The organism is Microlunatus ginsengisoli, from assembly GCF_039537205.1.
Lineage (GTDB): Bacteria > Actinomycetota > Actinomycetes > Propionibacteriales > Propionibacteriaceae > Microlunatus > Microlunatus ginsengisoli.
On the sequence record NZ_BAABAB010000003.1, the window covers coordinates 106,559 to 131,295 of the forward strand.

Genomic DNA, 24,737 nt, shown 5'->3' on the forward strand with positions numbered 1-24,737 from the left:
AGAGTGGCTCCTGGCGCACGTCCAAGGCCACCCGGCAGGGAACCGACTCCGCACCCCGTCCAGCAGCCCAGACGCGACTCCGCACCCCGGACATGCACTCCGCACCCGGCATGCAGGGCGCGGAGTCGCCCTCCGGGGTGCGGAGTGCGGCGCGCCGGAGGCTGATCCGGGGCCGGTCACGCGTCGGCCGCCGATGGGTTGTCCATGGTCGCGCGCCGGGTGAGATCGGCGGCCAGCTCGACCCGGTCGAGCTTGCCGGCGCCGGTCAGCGGAAGGGACGGGCGGACGTACCAGCGGCGGGGCCGGCCGGCACCGAGTCCGGCCGTAGCCAGCCGGGCGGCCGGGAGGTCGTTCTCGTCGGTCAGCACGCTCACGACGACGTGGCCGAGCCGTGGATGCGGCAGGCCGACGACGGCGAGTTCGCCGGACACCGCCGGTCGCAGGACCGCCTCGATGTCGGCGACCAGCACCGTCGCGCCTCCCGTGGTGATCCACTCCGGCCGTCCGTCGACCACAAGCCGGTCCCCGATGAGCCGGCCCCGATCGCCGACGGTGGCGTACCCATCGCGATCGAACCGGAGCGGCCCGCCCTCCCCGCCGGCTGTCCGCCCTCCCCCTTCCGGAAGCCCGCCCTCGTCCGGCAGCCGGCCCTCGTCCGGCAGCCGGCCCTCGTCCGGAAGCACGCCCTCGTCCGGAAACTGTGCGGGTGTTGCATCCGCGGTCGGCGTGTCGCTGCGAGAGCTGCACACTTTCCGGGCGAGGGGGGCTGGGGTGGGAGCGCGGAGTGGGAGGTAGCCCTCGGCGAGATAGGGCGAGCGGACCCAGATCTCGCCGTCGCGGAGATCGACCTCGACGCCCGGGAACGGGCTGAGCGACTCACGGTCGGCCCCCCAGGCGACGAAGGACAGTTCCGCGGCGCCGTAGTAGTGCGCGACCCGGGCACCGGCTCGCTCGGCCAGCGTCCGCAACTCCGGGTCGAGCCCGTCACCGGCGACCACGACCGTACGCCCGCGCAGGTCGGCGTCATCGTCCAGCAGGGCGCGCAGCCGGCTCGGGGTGAGGTGCACATGGGTGGCCTCCGCGAGCGAGTCGACCCGGACCGCGCCGACCGAGGCCGCGTGGGCGGCGGCGAACAGGTTCATCGTGGCGGTCAGCGGGCCCGGGATCCAGATCCGCGAAGCGGCGGACGTCTGCGTCAGTGCCGCCACCGCCGGGAAGGAGTCGGTCCAGGATCGCGCGGTCCGCACGACCACCCTGGCGGCGCCGGACGTACCCGAGGTGGCGAGGGCGAGCCGCTCGCCGGCGGCCGCCACCGCGGCGAAGGCCGCGACCGGGTCCGGCGCGGCCAACACCGCCACCGGCTCCGGCCCGCCCACCGGCTCCGGCCCGCCCATTGGGTCCGCTCCGGTCATCGGCTGCCCCGGAAACTGTGCACGTACGACAGTCTCCGCCGGCGTGTCGCTGCAAGACACGCACACTTTCCGCTCAGGGCGGATGGGCCGGTCAGGAACGAGGATGGGGCGGTCAGTGATTCAGGACACCGGGGTCGGCTCGGAGCGCCGGGCCACCGGGAGCAGGCCCGGGTAGGCGGCGTGGACGCCCTTGGCGACCAGCGCGGCGATCACCGCCTTCAGGAGGTCGCCCGGGATGAAGATCAGCACCGGCAGCGGGGAGAGCCGGGTCACGATCATGAACCCGAGCGCGCCGAAGACATACAGCACGCCGACCCCGCCGAGCAGCGCAGCCACGATCCCCCAGCCCAGCCGGTAACGACCGTCGCGGCAGAAGCGCTCGGTGAACCAGCCGACTGCGTAGGCGGCGATCGGGAAGCCGATCACGAAGCCGGCGCTGAACCCGACGAAGACCGCCAGGCCGCCGCGACCGCCCGACAGCAGCGGCAGCCCGAGCGCAACGAGGGCGACGAACAGCAGAAGAGCGAAGAACCCGCGACGCGCGCCGAGAATGAGTCCCGCCAGCATCACGCCGAGGCTCTGGGCCGTGACCGGGATGCCCTGCCCGATCGGCAGGAAGACCGGGGGTATCAACCCGAGCGCGGCGACGATGCCGGCGAAGACGGCGATCTGGGCGAGGTCGCGAACGGAGCTGCGACGTGTGGACCCGCTCATGGGCGTGGCCTTCCGTTGACGGATGGAGCGCTGCGCAGTCTAGGGAAATCGCCGTGACGTCGACGAAACGTGTCCGCTTAGTGGCGGCCGAGCAGCTCCTCGATCCGGGCCAACCGGGCGGCCAGCGCGGCCTCCGACCCGTGGTCGGTCGGGCTGTAGTAGCGCGCGTCGACCAGCTCGTCCGGCAGATACTGCTGGGCGGCGATGCCGTGCGGATGATCGTGCGCGTATTGGTAGCCCTTGCCGTGGCCGTACGCCTTCGCTCCCGGGTAGTGCGCGTCCCGCAGGTGCGGCGGGACGAGCCCGATCTTCCCCGCGTGTACGTCCGCGAGGGCCGCGTCGATCGCCGTCACAACCGAGTTCGACTTGGGCGCGAGGGCAAGCGCGATCACGGCGTGTGCCAGGTTGATCCGGCCCTCCGGCATGCCGATGAAGGCCACCGCGTCGGCAGCGGCGACCGCCGTGGTCAGCGCGGTCGGATCGGCCAGCCCGATGTCCTCACTGGCCAGGATCACCAGCCGGCGAGCGATGAACCTCGGGTCCTCGCCGGCCGCGATCATCCGGGCCAGATAGTGCAGCGCCGCCTGGACGTCGGAGCCGCGGATCGACTTGATGAACGCGCTGATCACGTCGTAGTGCTGGTCGCCGTCGCGGTCGTAGCGGATCGCCGCCTTGTCGACCGCCGCCTCCACGATGTCGGTGGTGATGGCGGTCGCGTCCAGCGCCGCGGCACCGGCCGCCGACTCCTCCAGATAGGTCAGCGCCCGCCGGGCGTCGCCGCCGGCGAGCCGGAGGATCGCTGCCCTTGCCTCCGGCTCGAGCTCACGGGTGCCGCCGAGCCCGCGGTCCGAACCGAGCGCCCGGTCGATCAGCCCGGAGATGTCGTCGTCGGTCAGCGGCTTGAGCGTGAGCAGCAGCGATCGGGACAGCAGCGGCGAGATGACCGAGAAGCTGGGGTTCTCGGTGGTGGCCGCGATCAGGGTGACCAGCCGGTTCTCCACCGCGGGGAGCAGGACGTCCTGCTGGGTCTTGGAGAAGCGGTGCACCTCGTCCACGAACAGCACGGTCTGCCGGCCGGCGCCGAGGTCGCGGCGGGCCTGGTCCAGCACGGCCCGGACCTCCTTGACCCCGGCCGTCACCGCCGAGATCTCGACGAACCGGGAGTCGGTCTGCCGCGAGACCACGGACGCGATGGTGGTCTTGCCGACCCCGGGCGGCCCCCACAGGAACACCGACATCGGCTCACCGGACGCCAGTCGGCGCAGCGGCGAACCCGGCCCGAGCAGGTGCTGCTGGCCGACGATCTCGTCCAGCGTCTGCGGCCGCATCCGCACCGCGAGCGGCAGGTGCCGGCTCGACTCCCCCGGACGTACGGCGTCGGCGAGGCTGCCGCCGACACCCGGTCCCGCGCTCGTGGTGGGCGCGCCCACCAGCCCGCCGAACAGATCCTCACTCATCGCGCGCACAGCCTACGAGCTATCGCCGACACCGGCCCGCGCTGCTCCTCGCGCCCACTCCTCGGATCCCTTGGAACGCCTCGGATCCCTTGCACGNGAGGCGCTGCAGGGGATCCGAGGTGCCATAGGAGATCCGAGGCGCCACAGGAGATCCGAGATGCCACAGGGGATCCGAGATGCTGCAAGGGGATCCGAGGCGCGACGGGCTCACAACCACAGTCCCAGGGCATATCCGCCCGCGGCCGCGGCGACCGCGATCACCAGCATGCCCAACCCGTTGGCCGCAGCGGCCAGCCAGCGGCGGTCCTCGAGCAGGCGGACGGTCTCCAGGCTTGCCGTGCTGAACGTGGTGTAACCGCCCATCAGGCCGGTGCCCAGCACGAGCTGCCAGCCGTGGGTCAGCACCGAGCCGGCGACCAGCCCGGTGATCAGCCCCAGGATGAACGAGCCGCTGACATTGATGATCATGGTCCCGAGTGGGAACGAGCCGGAGCTGTGGTGCCGGACGGTCCCGTCCAGGACGAACCGCAGCGCCGCACCGACCCCACCGGCGAGGCAGAGCAGCACGATCTCCAACCCGGTCACTTCGAGGTCCTCCGCAGCGCGAGCGCCGGCCGGAGCTGGTGGCGGGCCAGCAAGACCCCGGCTACCGAGGCGAGGCCGCCGATCACCACGGTGCCGACGGCGTACGCGGCCGCCCAGACCGGATGGGCCAGGCCCAGGGTGACGGTGTCGGCGGCCAGCGCGCTGTAGGTGGTGTAGCCGCCCATCACCCCGGTGCCGATACCGAGCCGCGCCCGCCGGCTCCAGCCGACGTCCAGGCTGGTGTCGGCCAGGAACTCCAGCAGCAGGCCGAGCAGAAAGGCCCCGGTGATGTTGATCAAGAAAATACCGACCGGCACGCCGGACTGGGCCGGCACGGCCAGGCTCACTGCGTAGCGCAGACCGGTGCCGATCGCCCCGCCGGCAGCGACCAGCACGATGTTGCCGAACGAGTGATGGGCCGGCCGGGCCCGTGCGGCCGCGCTGTCGTCGCGTTCCGCGTCGCTCTCCACCGGCACCGGAGTCTGCTCGCCGGTCGTCTCGTCGCTCACGCAGGCTCCCACGGCAGCGGACCCTCGACGATCGGGTTCAGCGGCACCACCACCAGCGGCCTGGGCTGCCGGTGCGCGAGGTGCACGGCCACCGAGCCGCCGAAGAACTCGTGCATGCTCGACCGCAACCCGCCGCGGCGGCTGCCGACCACGATCAGCTGCGCGTCCAGCACCTGCGCGAGCCGGCCGAGAGCGTGCGCGATGTCACCGGCCAGCTCGCGGAACTCCACCGCGACCGACTCCTCCCGGCTCCACGTCTCGATCCGCTCGGCCAGCGCGGGGTCGAAGACCGCCCCGTCGAAGTCGATCGCGTCCGGGTCGACCGGTCGGGAGTCGATCGAGCCGTCGGTGCGCTCGTCGACGACGTACGCTCCGGGGTCGACGTGCGCGCAGACCAGCGAGGCGTCGAACGCGCGGGCGAACCGAGCGGCCTCGCGGACCACGCGGTCCGGCTGGTGAGGCGTGACGCCGACGACGATGGTGCGCTCACTCATGGCTGGTACCTTCCTCGATCCGTCCCCGGGTACAGCTTCGCCGACCTGGGCGCGCGCTTCCGGCTCGGGTCATCCCACGGCCCGCCGCGGCCAGCTGAGCCACGTGGCGACCAGCGCGGCAAGCATCCAGAACGCGGGCACCTGCGGTGAGAAGGCCGCCCAGCGCAGGTTCCCGAACGTCTGGGACGAGTTCGGTGGGCTCGTCCTGAGGGGTGGGTTTCATGAGCTCACAGTGCGCGCTCCTCGAGACATGGACAGACGTCTCAGGAGTCATCAGCCATCGCGGCGGTTCGAGGAGATCCTCGGGCGGACACCATCGCCGTGATCAACACTAGGCGGCACACGAGACCTCGACCAGCCGGCCGCTCCTGGCGTCGCTGTGACGCTCGTCACCCTGCCGAGCGAGCGTCATCGAATCGCGCCCGAGCTGGTCGACGGGCGAAGAGAGCGGACGGAGCTCAGGCGCAGTCGCGAGCCTCAGCCATGAGGCTCAGGCATCGATCTGCCGAACGAAGCGGTCGATGGTGCGGGTGCTGGCTCGGCGTTGCGGCTCTCGACGGCCGAGCTGGCCCGCCCGCTCAGCACGACCAGCACGGCCTGCTCGGGCGAGCCCGCCCAGGTTCCAGTCAGTCGAAGGTCGAGAGTCTCGGCCCCGGCGACATCGGCGGCAGCGGCGTCGCCGGGCTCGACCAGCCGCCGTACCGCCAGCGTGTAGTCGGGCGTCACGCAGGCGGTGGCTCCGTCCGAGTCGATGACGTCCAGCGAAGCAGGCTCCGCCACACCATCGGCCGCGGCGCCCGAACCCTGCACCGAGCCGCGGGACGGCAGCTCGGTGCCGTCGGACATGAGCAGCTTGGCCTCGCTGCCGCCCGTCAGCACGGCAGACGCGAGCGCGGCGACGTACGCAGGATCGTGCGGGCCGTCGTACACCCAGCGCGTGCCCAGCACGGAGTGCTGCATGGTGGTGATCGGTTCGACCTCCGCCGCATCCGCCCGGTCGTCGAGTGGCCGGCCCCGATAGGTCAGCGGCACCTGCAGCACGGGCCCGTCACCGAAGCGGACCAGGAACGTCTCGATGCCGACCTCGCCCGCCGGGTCGTCGAACCGGTACGAACCGAGGATGCGCACCCGAGCTGCCGCGTCACCGGCGAACCAGGACTGCCGCGGTACCCACTCGGTCAGCAGGTCGGGCTTCGACGGGGTGAGCTCGGCGTCGTAGATGAGGGCCACGTGGCCCACCGTAGTGACCGCTCAGCCGCGCTGTCGCCGGCCGCGGTTGCCAGTCTGCACAGGAAGCGTGCCATCACGGCGCCAGGACGCGGCGGAGCAGGTCGGTCAGCACCCCGATCACGTCCGGCAGGTCGACGTCGGCGGCGTCCTGCGCCAGCAGCCAGCCGTCCATCGCCTGGCCCATCCCGCTGACCACGCCGATCAGCAACGCCGGCGGCAGGTCCGTCCTGATCGCACCCACCCGCTGGCCGGCCGCCAACGTCTGCTGCATCCACGGCAGCACGGCCTGTTCCAGCTCCCCCGCCGCCTGCCGGAGTGCGCTCCCGGACACCGCCCAGCCGCGCAGCAAGGCGGCGAGTCTCGGCGACGCGGCCAGGTTCGTCATCAGCCGGAGGTAGTAGTCGGCGAGCGTGGCCCAGAACCCATCCGGGTCCTCCGCGGTCGGCACCGGGAAGGGGCCGACGTCGGCGAACAGCTGCTCCAGGCCGGCCCGGGCCACCGAGGCGTACAGGTCCTCCTTGCCGTCGAAGTAGTAGTACATCGACCCCTTGGAGATCCCCGCCGCCTCGATCACCCGGTTCAACGAGGCGTCGTGGAAACCGTGCTCGGCGAACTCGTCCAGCGCCGCGTCGAGGATGGCTTGCTGCTGCTCGGCCGGCAGCCGGGCGAAACGCGGTCGAACCACGACAGACCGACCGTCTCAGGCCGCCGCCGGCTCGGGCAGCTCGATGGCGTCCCGGAAGCTGCGGCCCATCACCAGATCGGCGACCTTCGGCAGCCCCATCATCCGCATGGCCGCGTTCCGGACGAACAGCTGGCGCCGGTTCTTCGGGGCGAACGCCGTGCCGAGACTCATCGCAGCATCCTGCTTGGAGCGGATCAGCGGCGCAAGCATCTCGTGATAGCGCGCGAACGCCGCGCGGTGATCGTTCGACCGGCACAGCTCCGCGGCGAGCACGTACGACTCGACCATGGCCAGGGCGGAGCCCTGCCCGGCCAGGAACGATGGACAGGCCGCCGCGTCGCCGACGAGTCCGACCCGGCCCCGAGACCAGGACGGCAGCCGGATCTGGCTGGCCGCGTCGAAGTAGAAGGTGTCCGCCCGCGACATCTCCGCCAGCATGGCGGGCACCTCCCAGCCGGCACCGGCGAGCCGGTCCCGGAGCAGCGCCTGCTGGGCGGCCGGGTCGTCAGGCGGCAGCGGACCGTCGTGCCGGACGCTGAGCACGAACATCGTCCTGTCCTCGCGGAGCGAGACCCGCACTGCCTGGAACCCGACCTCGGCGTACATCAGTGCGACCAGATCGTCGCGGAAACCATAGCCTCGGCTCTCGTAGGCCGCTATGACGATGCCGAGGTACTTCTCGGCCCCGGCGTCCGGGCCGAAGGCCAGCCGACGCACGCGAGAGTGCAGCCCGTCGGCACCGATCACGAGATCGAACGTCCGCTCGCCGCCGCTCGCGAACACGACCCGCACCTCGTGCTCGTCCTGCTCCAGCCTCGCCACCGTGTCGTCCAGCAACAGGTCGACCCGGTCCTGCAGCGCCGTATAGATCACGGCTGCGAGATCGGTCCGGGCGATGCTGACGTACTTCTCGACCGCGCCCATGATCGCGGACGTCTTCACCGACCCGATCCGGCGTCCGTCCGGACCGACGGCACGGCCCTCGGTGAATGCGTAACCCCGCCGCCGCAGCTCCGGCACGATGCCCATCCGCTCGGCGACATCGAAGCCGGCGCCCCAGAAGTCGACCAGGTAGCCGCCGCGGCGCAGTTCCGGCGCTCGCTCGACCAGGGTCGGCTCGTGCCCGGCCTGCAGCAGCCAGTAGGCCAAGGTCGGCCCCGCGATTCCGGCACCGACGATCAGGATTCGCATGACGCCTCCCGTCCAACTCATCAGACCGATGGTTAGACCATCAGTCTAACCATCGGTCTAGCAATCCGGAAGGGGCGATCTGGTGCGGGCCCGGGGTCGCTGTCGGTGTTTTCGGGCGAGTGTCCTGAAACAGCGGCGACACGCCAGGATCACGTCACCAGATCCGCCCGAGTGTCCGAAAACGTCGGGAGGCGCCGGCGGCGAGACGCGAAGCGGGAGACCCGCTGGCTCAGGCCGGAGCGGGCTTCGCGTCGACGCCGGCCTCCTTGCGCTGCTGCGCGGTGATCGGGGCCGGCGCGTCCGTCAGCGGGTCGACCCCGCCGCCCGACTTCGGGAACGCGATCACCTCACGGATCGAGTCGCTGTCCGAGAGCAGCGCGCAGATCCGGTCCCAGCCGAACGCGATCCCACCGTGCGGCGGGGCGCCGAAGGCGAACGCGTCCAGCAGGAAGCCGAACTTCTCGCCGGCCTCCTCCTTGGACAGCCCCATCACCGCGAACACCCGTTCCTGGATGTCGCGGCGATGGATACGGATCGAGCCGCCGCCGATCTCGTTGCCGTTGCAGACGATGTCGTACGCGTACGCCAGCGCGCTGCCCGGGTCGGAGTCGAACGTGTCCAACGACTCCGGCTTCGGCGAGGTGAACGCGTGGTGCACCGCGGTCCAGGCACCCGAGCCGACCGCCACGTCACCGGCGGCCACGGCGGCCGAGGCCGGCTCGAACAGCGGGGCGTCGACCACCCAGACGAACGACCAGGCGGACTCAGCCTGTCCTGAGCCTGTCGAAGGGATCAGGCCGACCCGACGGCCGATCTCCAGCCGGGTGGCACCGAGCAGCGCCTGGGCGCCGCGCCGCTCGCCGGCGGCGAAGAAGATGCAGTCCCCCGGCTTCGCCCCGACCTGGGCGGCGATCCCCGAACGCTCCAGATCGGAGATGTTCTTGGCCACCGGACCGCCGAGCTCGCCGTCCTCGCCGACCGTCACGTACGCCAGCCCGCGGTGGCCGCGCTGCTTGGCGAACTCCTGCCACGCGTCGAAGGTCCGGCGCGGCTGGGAGCCGCCGCCGGGCATCACCACGGCACCGACGTACGGCGCCTGGAAGACCCGGAACGGGGTGTCGGCGAAGAACGCGGTGACGTCGGTCAGCTCGAGCGCGAAGCGCAGGTCCGGCTTGTCCGTCCCGTAGCGATCCATCGCCTCGGCGTAGGTGATCCGCTGGATCGGCGTCGGCACCTCGACGTCGATCAGCGACCAGATCGCCTCCAGCAGCCGCTCGGTCAGCTCGATGATGTCGTCCTGGTCGACGAAGCTCATCTCGATGTCGAGCTGGGTGAACTCCGGCTGCCGGTCGGCCCGGAAGTCCTCGTCCCGGTAGCAGCGGGCGATCTGGAAGTAGCGCTCCATCCCGGCCACCATCAGCAGCTGCTTGAACAGCTGCGGGCTCTGCGGCAGGGCGTACCAGGATCCGGGCCGCAGCCGGGCCGGCACCAGGAAGTCGCGCGCCCCCTCCGGCGTCGCCCGGGTCATCGTCGGGGTCTCGATCTCGACGAAGTCGCGGCCCAGCAGCACCTCGCGGGCCGCCTGGTTGACCCGGCTGCGCAGCCGGAGCGCGGCGGCCGGGGCGGGCCGGCGCAGGTCCAGGTAGCGGTACTTCAGCCGGACCTCCTCGCCGACCTCGACCCGCTCGTCGATCTGGAACGGCAACGGGGCCGACGGGTTCAGCACGACGATCTCGCTCACCACGACCTCGACCTCGCCGGTCGGCAGTTCGAGGTTCGCGTTGCCCTCCGGGCGCAGCTCGACGGCCCCGGTGACGGCGATGCAGTACTCGTTCCGCAGCCCGTGCGCCCCCGAGGCGGCGAGGATCTCGTCCCGGACGACCGCCTGGACCACGCCGGAGGCGTCGCGCACGTCCAGGAAGGCCACCCCGCCGTGATCGCGCCGGCGGGCGACCCAGCCGGCCAGTGTGACGGTTGTTCCTGCGTGCTCGGCGCGCAACGTTCCGGCGCCGTGGGTGCGGATCACGAGATTCCCTTCGTACGTCTGCTGTCGGCCCACGATCCTAGGCGGCGCCGTGCGGGCAGCGGAAACCGTTTGGCCCGGGAGCCTCTTCACACGACTCGGGTCGGCGGGTGAGGATGGGCCGTGGCTCGGATGCTGGGACGGATCGCGCTGGTCGCGATCGCGGTCGCGCTGGCCTGCGCGGCGGTGCTGATCGAACCGACCCCGGCCTGGGCATGTTCCTGCGCACCGACCACCACCCAGCAGGCAGTCGACCGCGCCGACGCCGTTTTCAAGGGCCGGGTCACCGAGCGAGACCGGACCGGCCACGGCTCCGACGCCCGGATCGAGCTCCGGTTCGAGGTGTCCCGGGTGTTCAAGGGACGCGTGTTCTCCGACCAGGTCGTGCTCAGCCCGCGGGACAGCGCCGGCTGCGGAATCGACGCCGAGGTCGACAGCACCTGGGTGATCTTCGCGACCTCCGGCGTGGAAGGCACCGGCGATCACGCCGTGACCCGGCTGACCACCACCCTGTGCAGCGGCAACCTGCCGGGCGCCACCGCCGCACCGGCCCTGCTCGGCCGCGGCCAGTTCCCCCGCCCGGGCTCCTCCGACACCCAGGAGAAGACCGTCCGCGCCGACGCCCGGGTCGACCGCGCCCTCGCGATCGCCGGCTTCACCGCCCTGGGCCTGATCGTGCTGGGCGGCGTCGCCCTCGTCCTGCTCTGGCGCCCCGGCCGCCCGACCTGACCTCACTCCCCCAGCTCGCGCGACCCGACCCGACCCGGCCCCTGCGACGTTTGCGGACACTCGCGCCCATCTGGCGTGCCGCTGTCGGCGTGTCGTCGACATTTCGGGACACTCGCGCCCATATGTGCCCCGGGTCCCCAGCGGAGCCGGCGCAACTCAAAAAGGCGGGTGGGGGGTGCTGGGGGTGCTGGGGGTGCTGGCGGAAGCGAAGCAGGCGCAACACAGCAAGGTGGGTGGGGGTGCTGGGGGTACGTCAGGGCGTGGTCGGGCGTTCCGAGCGGAGCGGAGCCTGCGGAGCGGAGCGAGGTGGGCGGGACGTACCCCCAGCACCCCCACTCACCGACCCCAGGACCTCCGGACCAAGCGCCCACACGAGTCCGACGGCCTCAGGGAGGCGCACGTCAGGAGGGCCGGAAGGCCGAGCCCTTCGCCATCAGCTCCTCGTCGACCGGAAGCACCCCGCGCTTGACCGCCCGGACCAGCAGGGCGTGGTCGGCCTCGGTCTGGTCGGCGTACAACCGGGCGAAGGTCGCCATCGCCTCGTCGAGCTTCTCCGACGAGCCGACGTACCCCGCGATCATCGACGCCCCGCTGGTCCGGGCGTGACCCTTCGCCAGCAGATGCCCCACGATCCCCGCGTAGTCGGTCAGCGCGGCGGCGTCCATCGAGTCCAGCGGGATGGTGCCCTTCATGTTCCGGAACTGCCGGACGTAGTACTGCCGGTCGTCGAACGTGGTCCAGCCCAGCAGCGGATCGCTCACGGTCTGCAGCGCCTGCTGGTACTCCACCACCCGCTTTCCCTGGTGCGCGTGCCAGGCGGCGTCACCGTGCACGTACTTCGCCAGCACCGAGCGCCGCGCCTGCTTGAGCTGGAGGAAGACGACATCGTCCTCGCTGCTGCCCTCCAGCAGCGCGACGTACGCCCGCAGCCCCACGCTGCCGACTCCGACGACCTTGTGGGCGACGTCGAGCAACGTGTAGCCGCCCAGGGCACGGCGCCAGTGCGGGGCGAGGGTGCTCAGGTAGCTGTCCAGCGCTCGGCCGACGTCGTCGATCTCCGCCTCGGACAGCCGGGTGATCAGCGGCGGCTCCTCCACGATCCGCCGGCTGCCGTCCTCGCTCTCGGTGGTGAACCGCGGCAGCGCGCGGTCGCTCGTCCGGTTGCGGGCCCGCTTGGCGGAGCGTTCGATCTCCTCCCGCAGGCTCTTCTCCGTAGCGGTCTCGTGCAGCCGACCGACGTCGAGCCGGTTGTACGACCGCATCAGCAGGGGCTGCTCGGCCAGGAAGCGCACCTCGGCCCGATAGGCCGCGACGCAGGCGCGGACCGAGTCGGCACACTCGTCCTCGGCCGACCCGTTCTCCCGGCCGGCGACCCAGATGCTGGCTGCCAGCCGGCGCAGGTCCCACTCCCAGCCGCCCGGGTGGGCCTCGTCGAAGTCGTTCAGGTCGATCACGAGCTCACCCTCGGGCGAGGCGTAGAAGCCGAAGTTGCCCAGATGTGCGTCGCCGCAGATGACCGGCATGATCCCGGTCGCCGGCAGGTGAGCGACGTCCTCGGCCATCACGATCGCGGTGCCGCGGAGGAAGCCGTACGGGCTGGTCACCATCCGCGCCACCCGGATCGGGATCAGCGCGGGCACCCGGCCCTCGTGCGAGTCGAGGATGAGCTGGATCGGGTCCGGCCGGCCGATCGGCACCTTCCACTCCGCCAGCGCGGACCGCGGCACCTCGTTGCGGAGCGCCTTGCCCATCGCCTTGCGTTCCTTGCGGGACGTGGGGCGGCGGCGCAGCGACGCGAACGCCTCGCTGTCGGCGCTGGCGAGCACGGTGTGCCCGGCGCGCGCACCGCTGGTCACCGTGGACCCGCTCATGACGATCACCTCCCGACCGGTCGATACCCTAACGTTCCCGCGTCACCGCGCGCGAAAACCCCGCAGCTGTGGTGGACGGAGCTCACCCTGAGAATGTCCCCCCAGTGACTCGGAGCCCCCCGATTTCCGGCTCCACGCGGGCACTCCGGGGACGAAATCAGGGCTGAAGGGCGACGACCGGCCTGAGGTCCTCCTCCGCCGGAGCCCACCGACGCGGGTCGGCGGGCAGCTGCTCGCCGGTCCGGATGTCCTTCACCTCGCCGCTCTCGCCGGAGCCCGGGAACCAGACGTACGGGATCCGGCGCCGGTCGGCGAACCGGATCTGCTTGCCGTACTTGTCCGCCTTCGGCGCCACCTCGCAGGAGATGCCGCGGGCGCGGAGCAGCTCGGCCACCTCGATCGAGTCGGGCCGGGCGTCCTCGGAGTCCACCGCCACCAGGACCACCGTCGGCACCGGCCGGGACGCGCCGATCAGGCCGCGGGACAGCAGCGGGACCAGCAGCCGGGTCACCCCGATCGACAGCCCGACCCCGGGATACGTCGTCCGCCCGTCCGAGGCGAGCGACTCATAGCGCCCGCCCGAGGACACCGAGCCCCAGCCCTCGTACCCCACCAGCTCGGTCTCGTAGACGGTCCCGGTGTAGTAGTCCAGTCCGCGGGCGATCTTGAGGTCGGCGACCAGCCGGCCGGGGACGTACCGCTGCGCGGTGCGGACCACGTCGGCGAGCAGCTCGATCCCCGCGTCCAGCTCCTCCGAGCGCACCCCCAGGGCCCGGACCGCGTCGACGAACGACTCGTCGGCGCTGGCGATCCCGGCCAGTGCGACACAGGCGTCGGCCTGGGCGCGGGACAGCCCGACCTGCTCGACCAGGGTCTGCACGACCCGGTCCGGACCGATCTTGTCGATCTTGTCGACCTGGCGCAGCACCTCCGCCGGGTCGTCGATGTCGAGCCCGCGATAGAACCCCTGGGCGAGCCGGCGGTTGTTCACCCGCATCAGCACCGGCGGGATGCCGAGGTCGACGTGCAGCCGCTCGAGCGCGCCGAGGGTGACCAGCGGCAGCTCCACGTCGTGGTGCGCGGCCAGGGTTCCGGTGTCGACGATGTCGATGTCGGCCTGGGTGAACTCGCGGTACCGGCCCTCCTGGGGTCGCTCGCCCCGCCACACCTTCTGGATCTGGTAGCGGCGGAACGGGAACGCCAGCGCGTGCGCGTTCTCCAGCACATAGCGGGCGAACGGCACGGTCAGGTCGAAGTGCAGGCCCAGCTCGTCGGCGGACCGCTCGTCGGCGTGCAGCCGGCGGACGACGTACACCTCCTTGTCGATCTCGCCCTGCTTGGCCAGCCGGTCCAGCGGCTCGACCGCGCGGGTCTCGATCGAGGCGAACCCATGCAGCTCGAACGTCTCCCGCAAGCGGTCGAGCACGTGCTGCTCGACGATCCGCTGCTCCGGCGTAAACTCCGGGAAACCCGAGAGCGGGCGGGGGCGACTCACAGACTGCTCCTGTCGAGATGCTGCAGATAGGGGTTGGTGGCCAGCTCGCGCGCCATCGTGGTCTGCGGGCCGTGGCCGGGCAGCACGACCGCCGAGGCGGGCAGCGTCGCCACCTTGGCCCGCAGACTGTCCAGCATGTCCGCCGTGCTGCCACCGGGCAAATCGGTTCTGCCGATCGATCCGGCGAACAAGACGTCGCCGGAAAAGACGACCTCCTCGACGTCGTCGTCCAGCGGGTAGTCGGTGCGAAACAGCACCGAGCCCTTGGTGTGCCCCGGGGCATGGTCGACCCGGAACTCCAGACCCGCGATCGGCACCGTGGCGCCGTCGGTCAGCTCGTGCACGTCGTCCGGCTCGGTCATCCGCTCCGGCAGCCCGAGCCGGGCCAGCAGCTGGCGGGTGTCCTCGCTCATCGCCTTCAGCGGATCGACCAGCAGCTCACGGTCGAGGGAGTGGATCCAGGCGCTCGAGGCGTACTCCGCACAGAGCGGCGTGACGCTGAAGGTGTGGTCCAGGTGACCATGGGTGAGCAGCACGGCGACCGGTTTCAGACCGTGCTCGACGATCACCTCGGCCACCGTCGGGGCCGCGTCCATTCCGGGGTCGACGATCACGCACTCCTCGCCGGCGGCGGTCGCCACGAGGTAGCAGTTCGTCTGCCAGGGACCGGCCGGGAACGAGGCTATGAACACGCGGGTGAGCGTATCGGGCAGGATGGGGGGCATGGTTGAGGCCGCAGGGCCGGCAGCGTTCGGTCGGGTGGACAGCGACGGCACCGTCTTCGTGCGTACGCCCGACGGCGAGCGTGCGGTCGGTCAGGTGCCGGACGTACCGCCGGAGGAGGCGCTGGCCTTCTTCGTCAAGCGGTACGAGGCACTCGAGCTCGAAGTGTCGCTGCTGGAGCGCCGGATCGCGTCCGGCGCGCTGTCCCCCGACGACGCCTTGTCGTCGGTCACCAAGGTGCGCGAGTCTCTGGTCGACGCGCACGCGGTGGGCGACCTGACCGGGCTGTCGGCGCGGCTGGACGCGCTCGGTCCGGTGATCGCCAACCAGCGGGCCAACCGGAAGGCCGAACGAGCCAAGCAGAACGAGGAGACGAAGGCGCGCAAGGAGCAGTTCGTCGTCGAAGCGGAGAAGCTCGCCCAGAGCAACGACTGGCGCGGCGGGGTCAACCGGTTCCGTTCGCTGCTGGACGAGTGGAAGGCGCTGCCCCGGCTGGACCGGACGACCGACGACGAGCTGTGGCACCGGTTCTCCAGCGCGCGGACGACGTACACCCGGCGGCGCAAGGCCCACTTCGCCCAGCAGGCCGAGCAGCGCGACGCCGCGCAGAAGGTGAAGGAGAAGCTGGTGGTCGAGGCCGAGGCGCTGGCCGGCTCGACCGACTGGGCGGCGGGTGCAGCGGCCTACCGGGACCTGATGACCCGTTGGAAGGCGGCCGGCTCGGCCCCACGAGACATCGACGAGGCGCTGTGGCGTCGGTTCCGGGCCGCTCAGGACACGTTCTTCGGCGCCCGGCAGGCGGTCCAGGACGAGCAGGACAGCGAGTTCAAGGCCAACCAGGTCGCCAAGGAGGCGCTGCTGGACGAGGCCGAGGGCGCCATCCTGCCGGTCCGCGATCTGGCGGCGGCGCGGGCCGCCTATCGGGACCTGCTGGACCGGTACGGCGCGATCGGCAAGGTGCCCCGGGACGCGATCCGGCCGCTGGACAACCGGCTCCGGGCGATCGAGACCGCGATCCGGGAGGCCGAGGACGAGAAGTGGCGCCGCTCCAACCCCGAGGCGCGAGCCCGCGCCGAGGAGACCGCCGCCAAGCTGCAGGCCCAGATCGACGCCCTGGAGGAGAAGGCGGCCAAGGCCGAAGCCCGCGGCGACGCCAAGGCGGCCCAGCAGGCCCGAGACAGCGCGGCGACCTACCAGGAGTGGCTCACCCAGGCGCAACAGGCGGCCTCCGACTTCAGCTGAGCTGATTGCTCCGCTCGGGCAAGCCCTCGCTCCGCGCTCCGCTGCGCTCCAGGCCGGCTCGTTCGTCGCGTTCGGTGAGACAAAAGCGCGTCTCACCGAACCCTCCTGCACTCCCCGGCGCGCAGCGTCGGCGCCACCCGCGTTAGTGCCCTGAGCCTGTCGAAGGGCCGCATCGAGTACATGCCCTGTTCCGGCCGAGCTCAGCTATTGATGCGGTAGGCGTCGAAGACGCTGGGGACTTGGCGTACGGCGCGGAGCACGTGGTCGAGGTGGGTCGGGTCGGCGGTCTCGAACATGAACCGGGCCTTGCAGATCCGGTCCCGCGACGTGGTCAGCGCGGCCGACAGGATGTTCACGTGCTGGTCGGACAGGGTGCGGGTGATATCGGACAGCAGCCGGTTGCGGTCCAGCGCCTCGACCTGGACGTGCACCAGGAACGAGCTGGCCGCCGTCGGCGCCCAGGACACGTCGACCAGCCGCTCGGGCGACTGGCGCAGGTTGGCGGCGTTCACGCAGTCCACCCGGTGCACCGAGACCCCGGTCGTCCGGGTGACGAAGCCCAGGATCTCGTCGCCGGGCACCGGCGTGCAGCACTTGGCGAGCTTCACGTGGACGTCGGACATGCCCTCGACCTCGATGCCCGCCCCGTTGCCGACCGGTGAGACCCGGCGCCGGCCGGTAACGACCCGGTCCTCGCTGGTCTCGTCGGCGGTCGCGTCCTCGCCGCCCTCGACCGAGACGATCCGGTTCACCACGGCCTGCGCGCCGACGGTGCCCTCGCCGATCGCGGCATACAGCGCGGAGACGTCGGTCAGATTCAAGAAGCCGGCGACCGCGGTCAGGTGCTCGAGGGTGAGCAGCCGCTGCATCGGCAGCCCCGACTTGCGGAGCTGCTTGGCCAGCTGTTCCTTGCCCGCCTCGATCGACTCCTCGCGGCGCTCCCGGGTGAAGTGGTGCCGGATCTTGTTCCGGGCCCGCGGGCTCTTGACGAACGACAACCAGTCCCGGCTCGGGCCGGCGCCGTCGGACTTGGAGGTGAGGATCTCCACCACGTCGCCGTTGACCAGCTCCGACTCCAGCGGCACCAGCCGGCCGTTGACCCGGGCGCCGATGGTCCGGTTGCCGACCTCGGTATGGATCGCGTACGCGAAGTCCACCGGCGTCGCACTCTGCGGCAACGTCATCACGTCGCCCTTGGGGGTGAAGGCGTACACCTCGGTGGAGTTGATCTCGAAGCGCAGCCCGTCGAGGAACTCCCCCGGATCCGCGGTCTCCCGCTGCCAGTCGCGGAGCTGCCGCAGCCAAACCAGGTCGTGCGCCTCGTTGTCCGGCTCGGCGCCGTTGCTCTCCTTGTATTTCCAGTGCGCCGCGACGCCGTACTCCGCCTTGCGGTGCATCTCCACAGTGCGGATCTGCAGCTCGACCGGCTTGCCCTCCGGGCCGAGCACGGTGGTGTGCAAGGACTGGTACATGTTGAACTTCGGCATCGCGATGTAGTCCTTGAACCGGCCCGGGAGCGGGTTCCAGTGGACGTGCACCACGCCGAGCGCGGCATAGCAGTCGCGATCGGTCTCGACCAGGACGCGCAGCCCGACCAGATCGTAGATGTCGGAGAACTCGCGGCCGCGGACCACCATCTTCTGATAGATCGAGTAGTAGTGCTTCGGCCGGCCGGTCACCGTGGCCTTGATCTTGGCCGCCTTGAGGTCGGCCTGGACCTCCTCGATCACCCCGGCCAGGAAGTCGTTCCGGCTGGGCGCCGCCTCGGCCACCAGCCGGACGATCTCGTCGTAGATCTTCGGGTGGATGGTGGCGAAGGACAGGTCCTCCAGCTCCCACTTGATGGTGTTCATGCCGAGCCGGTGAGCCAGCGGGGCGAAGATCTCCAGCGTCTCGTTCGCGATCCGAGACTGCTTGTCAGGCCGCAGGTAGTGCAGCGTCCGCATGTTGTGCAGCCGGTCGGCGAGCTTGATCACCAGCACCCGGATGTCGCGGCTCATCGCGATCACCATCTTGCGGATGGTCTCGGACTTGGCGGTGTCGCCGTACTTGACCTTGTCCAGCTTGGTCACGCCGTCGACCAGCTGGGCGATCTCCTCGCCGAAGTCCTTGCTGAGCTGGGTGAGGGTGTACGAGGTGTCCTCGACCGTGTCGTGCAGCAGCGCCGCGCACAGCGTCGACTCGGTCATGCCCAGCTCGGCCAGGATCGTCGCGACGGCGAGCGGATGGGTGATGTACGCGTCCCCGCTGGCCCGCATCTGGCCGCGGTGGTGCCGTTCGGCGATCTTGTACGCCTTCTCGATCAGCGCGACGTCGGCCTTGGGGTGGTTCGCCCGCAGCACCCGGAACAACGGGTCCAGCACCGGCGTCTGCGGCCGGCTGGTCCCGAGCCGGGCGATCCGGTGACGCATCCCGCGGGGCTGATCCGGCACGACACTGGCCGCGCCGGTACCGGTTCGCGCCGGGCCGTCCGGTGCGGAACCGGTTCGCCCGGGGCCGGTCGAGGCGGTGCCGGTGTGCGCGGACCTGGTCGAGGCGGGACTGGTCGAGGCGGCACTGGTCGAGGCGGGGCCGGCCGCCGGCGGGCTGACCGGCGACGGGCTCGGAGACGGTGTCGGCGGCGGGGCCGAGGCCGCCATCGGGCGGACCACCGCGACCCGGGCACCGGCGGCGGCACGTGCGGCCGCGTTGGCGTGCGCACTGGGCGAGGGACGAGGTTCGGTGGGGGTCGAGGCGGGCTTCGCGGACCGCTCGCCGGGCGTGGCCGAGTCCGCGTCCAACGCGGCACCCGACTCGCTCATGCTCGCCTCCTCGACGCCTCCTCGACGGAAGACACCCTCAGGTCGAGTTCAGTCTAGTGTCGGACGGCGCTCCGGCCGAACCGGCGGGCTCAGCCCTCTTCCGCGGCGTGCCGGACGACGACGACCTGGTCGCCGGTCTCCAGGGTGGCGACGGTCGGGTCGTAGAACCGGCGCAACGTCTTGTTCCGCACCACCGCGACGACGCGCTCCCCGCGTACCTCGTCGGAGGACTTGCCGACCTCGTCCCGGGTGACCTGGCGTTCGCCGACCTCCAGGCCCTCCTTGGACGACAGCAGATCCTCGATCACCACGCCGAGGTTGGGGCTGACCGCCGACAGGCCGAGCAGCCGGCCGACGGCCTCCGAGGAGGTGATCACCGCGTTGGCGCCCGACTGCCGCAGCAGCGGCGCGTTGTCGTCCTCGCGCACGGCCACCACAACGTGTGCGCTCGGGTTGAGCTGGCGCACGGTCAGGGTGACCAGGATCGCCGAGTCGTCCCGGTCGAGGGTGATGACCACCTCGCGGGCCTTGATGATCTCGGCCCGGCGCAGGATCTCCCGCCGGGTGCCGTCACCCTCGATCGCGGCATAGCCCTTGATGTTGGCCTCGGTGATCGATGCCGGCCGGTTGTCGATGATGACGACCTGGGCCGGGTTCGCCCCGTTGTCGACCAGCGTGCCGACCGCGGACCGGCCCTTGGTGCCGTAACCGATGACGACGACGTGGTTCCGCATGTGCTTCCTCCAGCGGTTGTCGCGAAAGATCCGCCGGCCCTCGTTGGCCAGCACCTGCAGGGTCGTGCCGACCAACAAGACCAGGAAGATGACCCGCAGCGGGGCGACGATGATCGAGTTGATCAACCGGGCGTGCGGCGTGACCGGGGTGATGTCGCCGTAGCCGGTGGTCGTGATCGTCACCGTGGAGTAGTAGATGGAGTCCACGAACGAGACCACTCCGTCGGAGCTGTCGGTGTAGGAGTCGCGGTCGATGAACACGATGGCGACCGTGATCGCCAAGATGCCGAGCGCGATCAGGATTCGCTTGCCCAGCTCGCGGGCGGGCGTCGATCGGCGGTCGGGCAGGCTGACCAGAGCCTGGGTGACCCAGCTGCCGCCGCGCGACCCGCCCGAGCGGCGGTGGAACAACCCCTGCGGTTCGCTCACGGCATTTCCTGTTCGCTCGCGCCCGGCGCTGCGAGGCCGATCGTCCGCGCCCCCAGCGCGGAAGACCCACTCGCCCCGCGAAGACCCTGGCTCGCCTCGATCGTGCCTTCCGCTCCGTGACCACGGAAGACCGGCGCGCCTACCCGACGCTCGCTCACGGTCTGACCTGTTCGCTCGCGCCCGGCGCTGGGAAGCCGATCGTCCGCGGCGCACTCACGAGACGTCCTGTTCGTCCGCGGGCGCGGAGGCGGTCAGCAGCGCTCGGACGTCGGTCAGCCCGGCGGCGTGCAGGGTCGCCCGGCCGTCGAGATAGCCCAGTTCCATCAGCACGACCACGGCGACCACCTCGCCGCCCAGTCCGGCGACCAGGTCGGCGGTCGCCCGCGCGGTGCCGCCGGTGGCCAGCACGTCGTCGACCACCAGCACCCGCTGGCCGGGCCGGACGGCGTCGGCGTGCATGGTCAGCGTCTCGGAGCGGTACTCCAGGGTGTAGCTCGCCGCCACCGTCGTGCGGGGCAGCTTGCCCGGCTTGCGGACCGGGGCGAAGCCGACGCCCAGCCGGAGCGCGACCGGCGCGGCGAACAGGAAGCCGCGCGCCTCCATCCCGACGACCAGGTCGATCCCCGCCGGCGCCAGAGCGACCAGACCCTCGATTGCGCCCGCGTAGCCGGCCGGGTCGGCCAGCAGCGGGGTGATGTCCTTGAACGCGATGCCGGGCTTCGGGAAGTCCGGCACGTCCACGATCAGCGCGTCAAGCGCACCCGACCCGGCCGTACCGGTCGGCTGGCGGAGTCCGGCCTGCATGGCACTACTTCTTCCGCTGGCTGCGCGGCTTGTGCTGGGGCTGCGGCCGCCGGGCCGCGCCGTCGCCGGTCGGCCGGGTGACGGTGATCGGCGGCGGGTCGGTCGCCTTCTGCACCGATACCTTCACCGACGGCTCGCCGACTCCCTCCGGCTCGCCGAACCTGTCCGGCTCGCTGCGGTCCTCGTCCTCGTCGGATTCGTCGTCGGGGTCGAGGGTCGCGACCGAGGTCGCGGCCGTCGAGGTGGTCGCCGCCCGCTTGGTCCCCTTGCGGGTGCCCTCGGCGCCACCGGTGCCGATCTTGGACGCCTCCCGGGCCCGGCGGTTCGCCACCCGGTGGGACAGCTTCTGCATGTCGGGCTCGCGCTCCTTCATCTGCACCAGCAGCGGGGTGGCGATGAAGATCGAGGAGTACGCGCCGGAAATCATGCCGACGAACAGCGCCAGCGCCAGGTCCTTCAGCGGCCCCTCGCCGAGGATGAACGCGCCCGCGAACAGCAGCGCCGCCACCGGCAGGACGCCGATGATGGTCGTGTTGATCGAGCGGACCAGCACCTGGTTGACGGCGAGGTTCGCCGCCTCCCCGTACGTCCGGGTCGTGGAGGACTTGATGTCGCGGGTGTTCTCCCGGACCTTGTCGAACACGACCACGGTGTCGTACAGCGAGTAGCCCAGGATGGTCAGCACGCCGATCAGGGTCGCCGGGGTGACGGTGAAGCCGACCAGCGCATAGATGCCGACGGTCAGCACCAGGTCATGGCCCAGCGCGATCAGCGCGGCGGCGGACATCTTGCCGTTGCGGAAGTACGCCCAGATCACCAGCGTGACCAGCACCAGGAAGACGCCGAGCGCGATCAGTGCCTTCTGCGTGATCTGCCCGCCCCAGGAGGCGCCGATCAGGCTGTACGCGACGTTCTCGCTGGTGGTACCCGCCTCCTCGGCGATGGCCGAGCGGACCTTGGGCACCTCCTGGGTCGGATCCAGCGTTCGGGTCTGCACCCGGACCGCGTTGTTGCCGATCGTGTTGATGGTGGAGTCCTGCAGGTTCGGGACGCCGGAGTTCTCGATCGCGGTGCGGAAGTCGTCCACCGTGGTGCTGGTGACCGTGGTGCTGACCTGGAAGTCTGCGCCGCCGGAGAACTCGATCCCCCACTTGAGGCCGAAGATCGCCACCGCGGCGATGGAGATGACCATCAGCGCCGCCGAGACCGTGTACCAGATCCGGCGGTGCCCGATGAAGTCGTAGGAGACCTCGCCGACGTAGAGCCGATGACCGATACCGGACAGCTTGGACATCAGGCCTCCTCTCCGACCGTGGTGCCGGGTCGTGCCGAGGGTCGCGCCAGGCGGGACGCGCCGACGGTGTGGGCGCCACCGGTGCGGGCCGTCTGGACGCCGCCCCGGCGGGTGGCGCGCGAGCCGGGCAGCGCCTTGACCCCGAGGTGGGCCGGGTCCAGCCCGGACCACTTGTGCCCGCCGCCGTAGAACTTGGTCCGGGCGAGCAACGACATCAGCGGCTTGGTGAACATGAAGCAGACCAGCACGTCGATGACGGTGGTCAGGCCGAGGGTGAACGCGAAGCCCTTGACCGAGCCGATGGCCAGGATGAACAAGATGACCGCGGACAGCATCGACACCGCGTCGGCGATCAGCACGGTCTGCCGGGCCCGTCGCCAGCCGGTCTCGACCGCGGTGCGCAGGCTGCGCCCCTCGCGTACCTCGTCGCGGATCCGCTCGAAGTAGATGACGAAGCTGTCCGCGGTGATGCCGATGGCCACGATCGCGCCCGCGATGCCGGGCAGGTTGAGCGCGAAGCCGACCGAGCCGCCGAGCAGCACCATCGCCGCGTAGGTGATGGCGGCCGCGACCGCCAGCGACGCGACGACCACGACGCCCAGACCGCGGTAGTACAAGAAGCAGTAGATGACGACCAGGGCCAGGCCGACGATGCCGGCGATGATGCCGGCCCGCAACTGCTCACCACCGAGCGTCGCGGACACGTTGGAGACCTCGGACACGTCGAAGGCCAGCGGCAGCGCGCCGTACTTCAGCACGTTCGCCAGCTGGGTCGCCGACTGCTGGTTGAAGTTGCCGGAGATCTCGGCCCGGCCACCGGGGATCGCAGAGCTCACCGACGGGGCCGAGATGACCTCGCCGTCGAGCACGATGGCGAATCGGTTCTGCGGGTCGGAACGGCTGGCCAGCTCGCCGGTGGCCTGCTCGAACGCGGCCGCGCCGCCGGAGTTGAACTCCAGGTTCACCACCCAGGCGAGGTTGTTCTGCGGCACGCCGGCCTGGGCCGTGGTCAGCTGGTTGCCTTCGATGATGGTCGGGCCGAGCAGGTACTTCTCGGTCTTCTCCTGGTTGCAGGCGAACAGTGGCTGGTCGGGGACGTCCGGCATCTTGTCGGCCTCGTCGCAGGTGAACGCGGCGAAGTCGCTGGTGTCCTGCTCGCTCGGCTGCCAGCTCATCGCCTTGTCCGGGGGCGTGCCCGAGCCCTGGGTGCTCGGCCGGGCCGGCTGCGGCGTGCCGGGCGCGGTCGGCAGTGCCGGCGCCGGGCGGCCGTTGCCGGTGGCCGTCGCGCTGGGCTCGGCGGCCGCCGACTGGCTCGCGCTGGGCTTGGTGCCCGCGCTCGCGCTGCCGGTCGGCTCGCTGCTGGGGGCGCTCGTCGCCTCCCCGCTGGGCGACGGGTTCGCGCTCGCCGGCGGCGTGACCGGCTGGACGTCGTACACCGCGCGGAACCGCAGCTGCGCGGTCTGGCCGACCAGTCGAACCAGCTCGTCCTGCTGGACGTTGGGCACGCTGACCACGATCTGGTTGTTGCCCGACGTGGTCACCTCGGACTCGCCGACGCCGAGGCTGTCGACCCGGCTCTGGATGATGGTCTTGGCCAGCTGCAGGCTGGTCGGATCGACCTGGCCGGTGCCGCTGGTGTTCTTGGCGGTGAGCGTGATGGTCGTGCCGCCCTGCAGGTCGAGACCCAGCTTCGGCGTCCAGTTGCCGCTGACCGCCATCAGCCCGTAGAGGGCGGCGATGATGGCGCCCAGGATGATCAGGGTCCGGCCCGGGTGTCCGGAAGGTGTTGCCACGGGCGGGTCTTACTCCTTGCTGGAGGGGTCGTTCCCCTGGGACTGGGAGCGACCCGGCGTCACGTCGGTCGCGCTGGGGCCGAGATCCTCGGTGCGGACATCCGTCGCGTGGGTCGGCGGGAGGTCGAGCTCGGAGGCCTCCGGCTCGTAGTGCAGTTCCGGCTCGATGCCTTGCGGGCCGTCCTCGTCCTCCGGTCCGACCACCCGGGACACGGCGGGCTTGAGCAGGGTGAGGTTCACCCCGGGCGAGATCTCGATCACGATCTGCTTCTCCCCGACCGAGACCACGGTCCCGAACAGGCCGCTGCCGGTCATCACCCGCGCTCCGGGGGTGATGGAACTCATCGTCTTCTGCTGCTGCTGCTGCCGCTTCTTCTGCGGTCGCAGGATGAGGAAGTAGAAGGCGACCGCCATCAGCGCGATCAGGGCGAAGGTGGTCAACGATTGTTGTGACATGGCTCCAGCGTCCAGTTGGGTGCGTACGTCGGGCAGACCGACAGCGGACGCGGACGTCCCTGTCGA

At 71.1% G+C, this 24,737-nt stretch carries 21 protein-coding genes and 1 riboswitch; of the genes, 2 read left to right on the top strand and 19 right to left on the bottom strand.

Annotation, left to right across the window (positions count from 1 at the left end; genetic code table 11):
• Positions 1 to 176: 176 nt before the first annotated feature.
• From ABD747_RS01785 to aspS, 10 genes are all read right to left on the bottom strand, one after another.
• Positions 177 to 1,412, bottom strand: a complete 1,236-nt coding sequence (locus ABD747_RS01785; protein WP_344801358.1) for an AMP-binding protein — start codon at positions 1,410 to 1,412, stop codon at positions 177 to 179.
• Positions 1,413 to 1,532: 120 nt separating this feature from the next.
• Positions 1,533 to 2,126: a biotin transporter BioY gene (locus ABD747_RS01790; RefSeq protein WP_344801359.1), complete on the bottom strand. Its 594-nt coding sequence runs from the start codon at positions 2,124 to 2,126 to the stop codon at positions 1,533 to 1,535.
• Positions 2,127 to 2,203: 77 nt separating this feature from the next.
• Positions 2,204 to 3,583, bottom strand: a complete 1,380-nt coding sequence (locus ABD747_RS01795) for a replication-associated recombination protein A (protein WP_344801361.1) — start codon at positions 3,581 to 3,583, stop codon at positions 2,204 to 2,206.
• Between the two features lie 207 nt (positions 3,584 to 3,790).
• A complete protein-coding gene (gene crcB / locus ABD747_RS01800; RefSeq protein WP_344801363.1) occupies positions 3,791 to 4,168 on the bottom strand; it encodes a fluoride efflux transporter CrcB in 378 nt (125 codons plus the stop codon).
• Entirely contained in the window at positions 4,165 to 4,677 is a 513-nt protein-coding gene (locus tag ABD747_RS01805) for a fluoride efflux transporter FluC (RefSeq protein WP_344801364.1), read from the bottom strand. Before ABD747_RS01805 ends, crcB begins: the two co-directional genes overlap by 4 nt.
• A complete protein-coding gene (locus ABD747_RS01810) occupies positions 4,674 to 5,171 on the bottom strand; it encodes a universal stress protein (protein WP_344801365.1) in 498 nt (165 codons plus the stop codon). The genes ABD747_RS01805 and ABD747_RS01810 overlap by 4 nt, the downstream gene beginning before the upstream one ends.
• Before the next feature lie 257 nt (positions 5,172 to 5,428).
• Positions 5,429 to 5,501, bottom strand: a riboswitch (Fluoride riboswitch).
• 147 nt (positions 5,502 to 5,648) lie between these two features.
• Positions 5,649 to 6,401, bottom strand: coding sequence for a CG0192-related protein (locus ABD747_RS01815; protein ID WP_344801366.1), 753 nt, complete (start codon positions 6,399 to 6,401; stop codon positions 5,649 to 5,651).
• Between the two features lie 73 nt (positions 6,402 to 6,474).
• Positions 6,475 to 7,086: a TetR/AcrR family transcriptional regulator gene (locus ABD747_RS01820; protein WP_344801367.1), complete on the bottom strand. Its 612-nt coding sequence runs from the start codon at positions 7,084 to 7,086 to the stop codon at positions 6,475 to 6,477.
• A 15-nt stretch (positions 7,087 to 7,101) separates the two neighbouring features.
• A complete protein-coding gene (locus tag ABD747_RS01825; protein WP_344801368.1) occupies positions 7,102 to 8,298 on the bottom strand; it encodes an FAD-binding domain in 1,197 nt (398 codons plus the stop codon).
• A gap of 208 nt (positions 8,299 to 8,506) precedes the next feature.
• Positions 8,507 to 10,303: an aspartate--tRNA ligase gene (gene aspS, locus ABD747_RS01830; RefSeq protein WP_344801414.1), complete on the bottom strand. Its 1,797-nt coding sequence runs from the start codon at positions 10,301 to 10,303 to the stop codon at positions 8,507 to 8,509.
• A gap of 129 nt (positions 10,304 to 10,432) precedes the next feature.
• Here aspS and ABD747_RS01835 point away from each other — a divergent pair, with 129 nt between their 5' ends.
• Positions 10,433 to 11,029 (top strand): hypothetical protein, encoded by a 597-nt coding sequence (locus ABD747_RS01835; protein WP_344801415.1) that lies wholly within the window; start codon positions 10,433 to 10,435, stop codon positions 11,027 to 11,029.
• A gap of 401 nt (positions 11,030 to 11,430) precedes the next feature.
• On the opposite strand, the gene ABD747_RS01840 is transcribed toward ABD747_RS01835, so the two are convergent.
• The 3 genes from ABD747_RS01840 to ABD747_RS01850 all read right to left on the bottom strand — a co-directional run bounded on the left by ABD747_RS01840 (position 11,431) and on the right by ABD747_RS01850 (position 15,087).
• Positions 11,431 to 12,900, bottom strand: a complete 1,470-nt coding sequence (locus ABD747_RS01840; RefSeq protein ID WP_344801369.1) for a DUF2252 domain-containing protein — start codon at positions 12,898 to 12,900, stop codon at positions 11,431 to 11,433.
• Positions 12,901 to 13,057: 157 nt separating this feature from the next.
• Positions 13,058 to 14,395, bottom strand: coding sequence for a histidine--tRNA ligase (gene hisS, locus ABD747_RS01845; protein WP_344801371.1), 1,338 nt, complete (start codon positions 14,393 to 14,395; stop codon positions 13,058 to 13,060).
• Complete coding sequence (locus ABD747_RS01850) at positions 14,392 to 15,087, bottom strand: MBL fold metallo-hydrolase (RefSeq protein ID WP_344801373.1); 696 nt, start codon at positions 15,085 to 15,087, stop codon at positions 14,392 to 14,394. Before ABD747_RS01850 ends, hisS begins: the two co-directional genes overlap by 4 nt.
• A gap of 31 nt (positions 15,088 to 15,118) precedes the next feature.
• Between ABD747_RS01850 and ABD747_RS01855 the strand changes: the two genes are divergently transcribed.
• Entirely contained in the window at positions 15,119 to 16,360 is a 1,242-nt protein-coding gene (locus tag ABD747_RS01855; protein ID WP_425562463.1) for a DUF349 domain-containing protein, read from the top strand.
• Between the two features lie 200 nt (positions 16,361 to 16,560).
• On the opposite strand, the gene ABD747_RS01860 is transcribed toward ABD747_RS01855, so the two are convergent.
• The 6 genes from ABD747_RS01860 to yajC form a co-directional block, all read right to left on the bottom strand.
• Positions 16,561 to 18,771: a RelA/SpoT family protein gene (locus ABD747_RS01860; protein WP_344801416.1), complete on the bottom strand. Its 2,211-nt coding sequence runs from the start codon at positions 18,769 to 18,771 to the stop codon at positions 16,561 to 16,563.
• Between the two features lie 479 nt (positions 18,772 to 19,250).
• Positions 19,251 to 20,306, bottom strand: a complete 1,056-nt coding sequence (locus ABD747_RS01865; RefSeq protein WP_344801417.1) for a potassium channel family protein — start codon at positions 20,304 to 20,306, stop codon at positions 19,251 to 19,253.
• Positions 20,307 to 20,537: 231 nt separating this feature from the next.
• The gene (locus tag ABD747_RS01870) at positions 20,538 to 21,128 is read right to left on the bottom strand and encodes an adenine phosphoribosyltransferase (protein ID WP_344801376.1); all 591 of its coding nucleotides are present in this window, start codon (positions 21,126 to 21,128) and stop codon (positions 20,538 to 20,540) included.
• 4 nt (positions 21,129 to 21,132) lie between these two features.
• Positions 21,133 to 22,422 carry a protein translocase subunit SecF gene (secF, locus tag ABD747_RS01875; protein ID WP_344801377.1) on the bottom strand — a complete coding sequence of 430 codons (1,290 nt, stop codon included), beginning with the start codon at positions 22,420 to 22,422 and terminating at the stop codon, positions 21,133 to 21,135.
• On the bottom strand, positions 22,422 to 24,179 hold the full coding sequence (gene secD, locus ABD747_RS01880; RefSeq protein WP_425562465.1) for a protein translocase subunit SecD: 1,758 nt from the start codon (positions 24,177 to 24,179) through the stop codon (positions 22,422 to 22,424). Before secD ends, secF begins: the two co-directional genes overlap by 1 nt.
• 45 nt (positions 24,180 to 24,224) lie before the next feature.
• Positions 24,225 to 24,671, bottom strand: coding sequence for a preprotein translocase subunit YajC (gene yajC, locus ABD747_RS01885; RefSeq protein WP_344801379.1), 447 nt, complete (start codon positions 24,669 to 24,671; stop codon positions 24,225 to 24,227).
• Between the last annotated feature and the right edge of the window lie 66 nt (positions 24,672 to 24,737).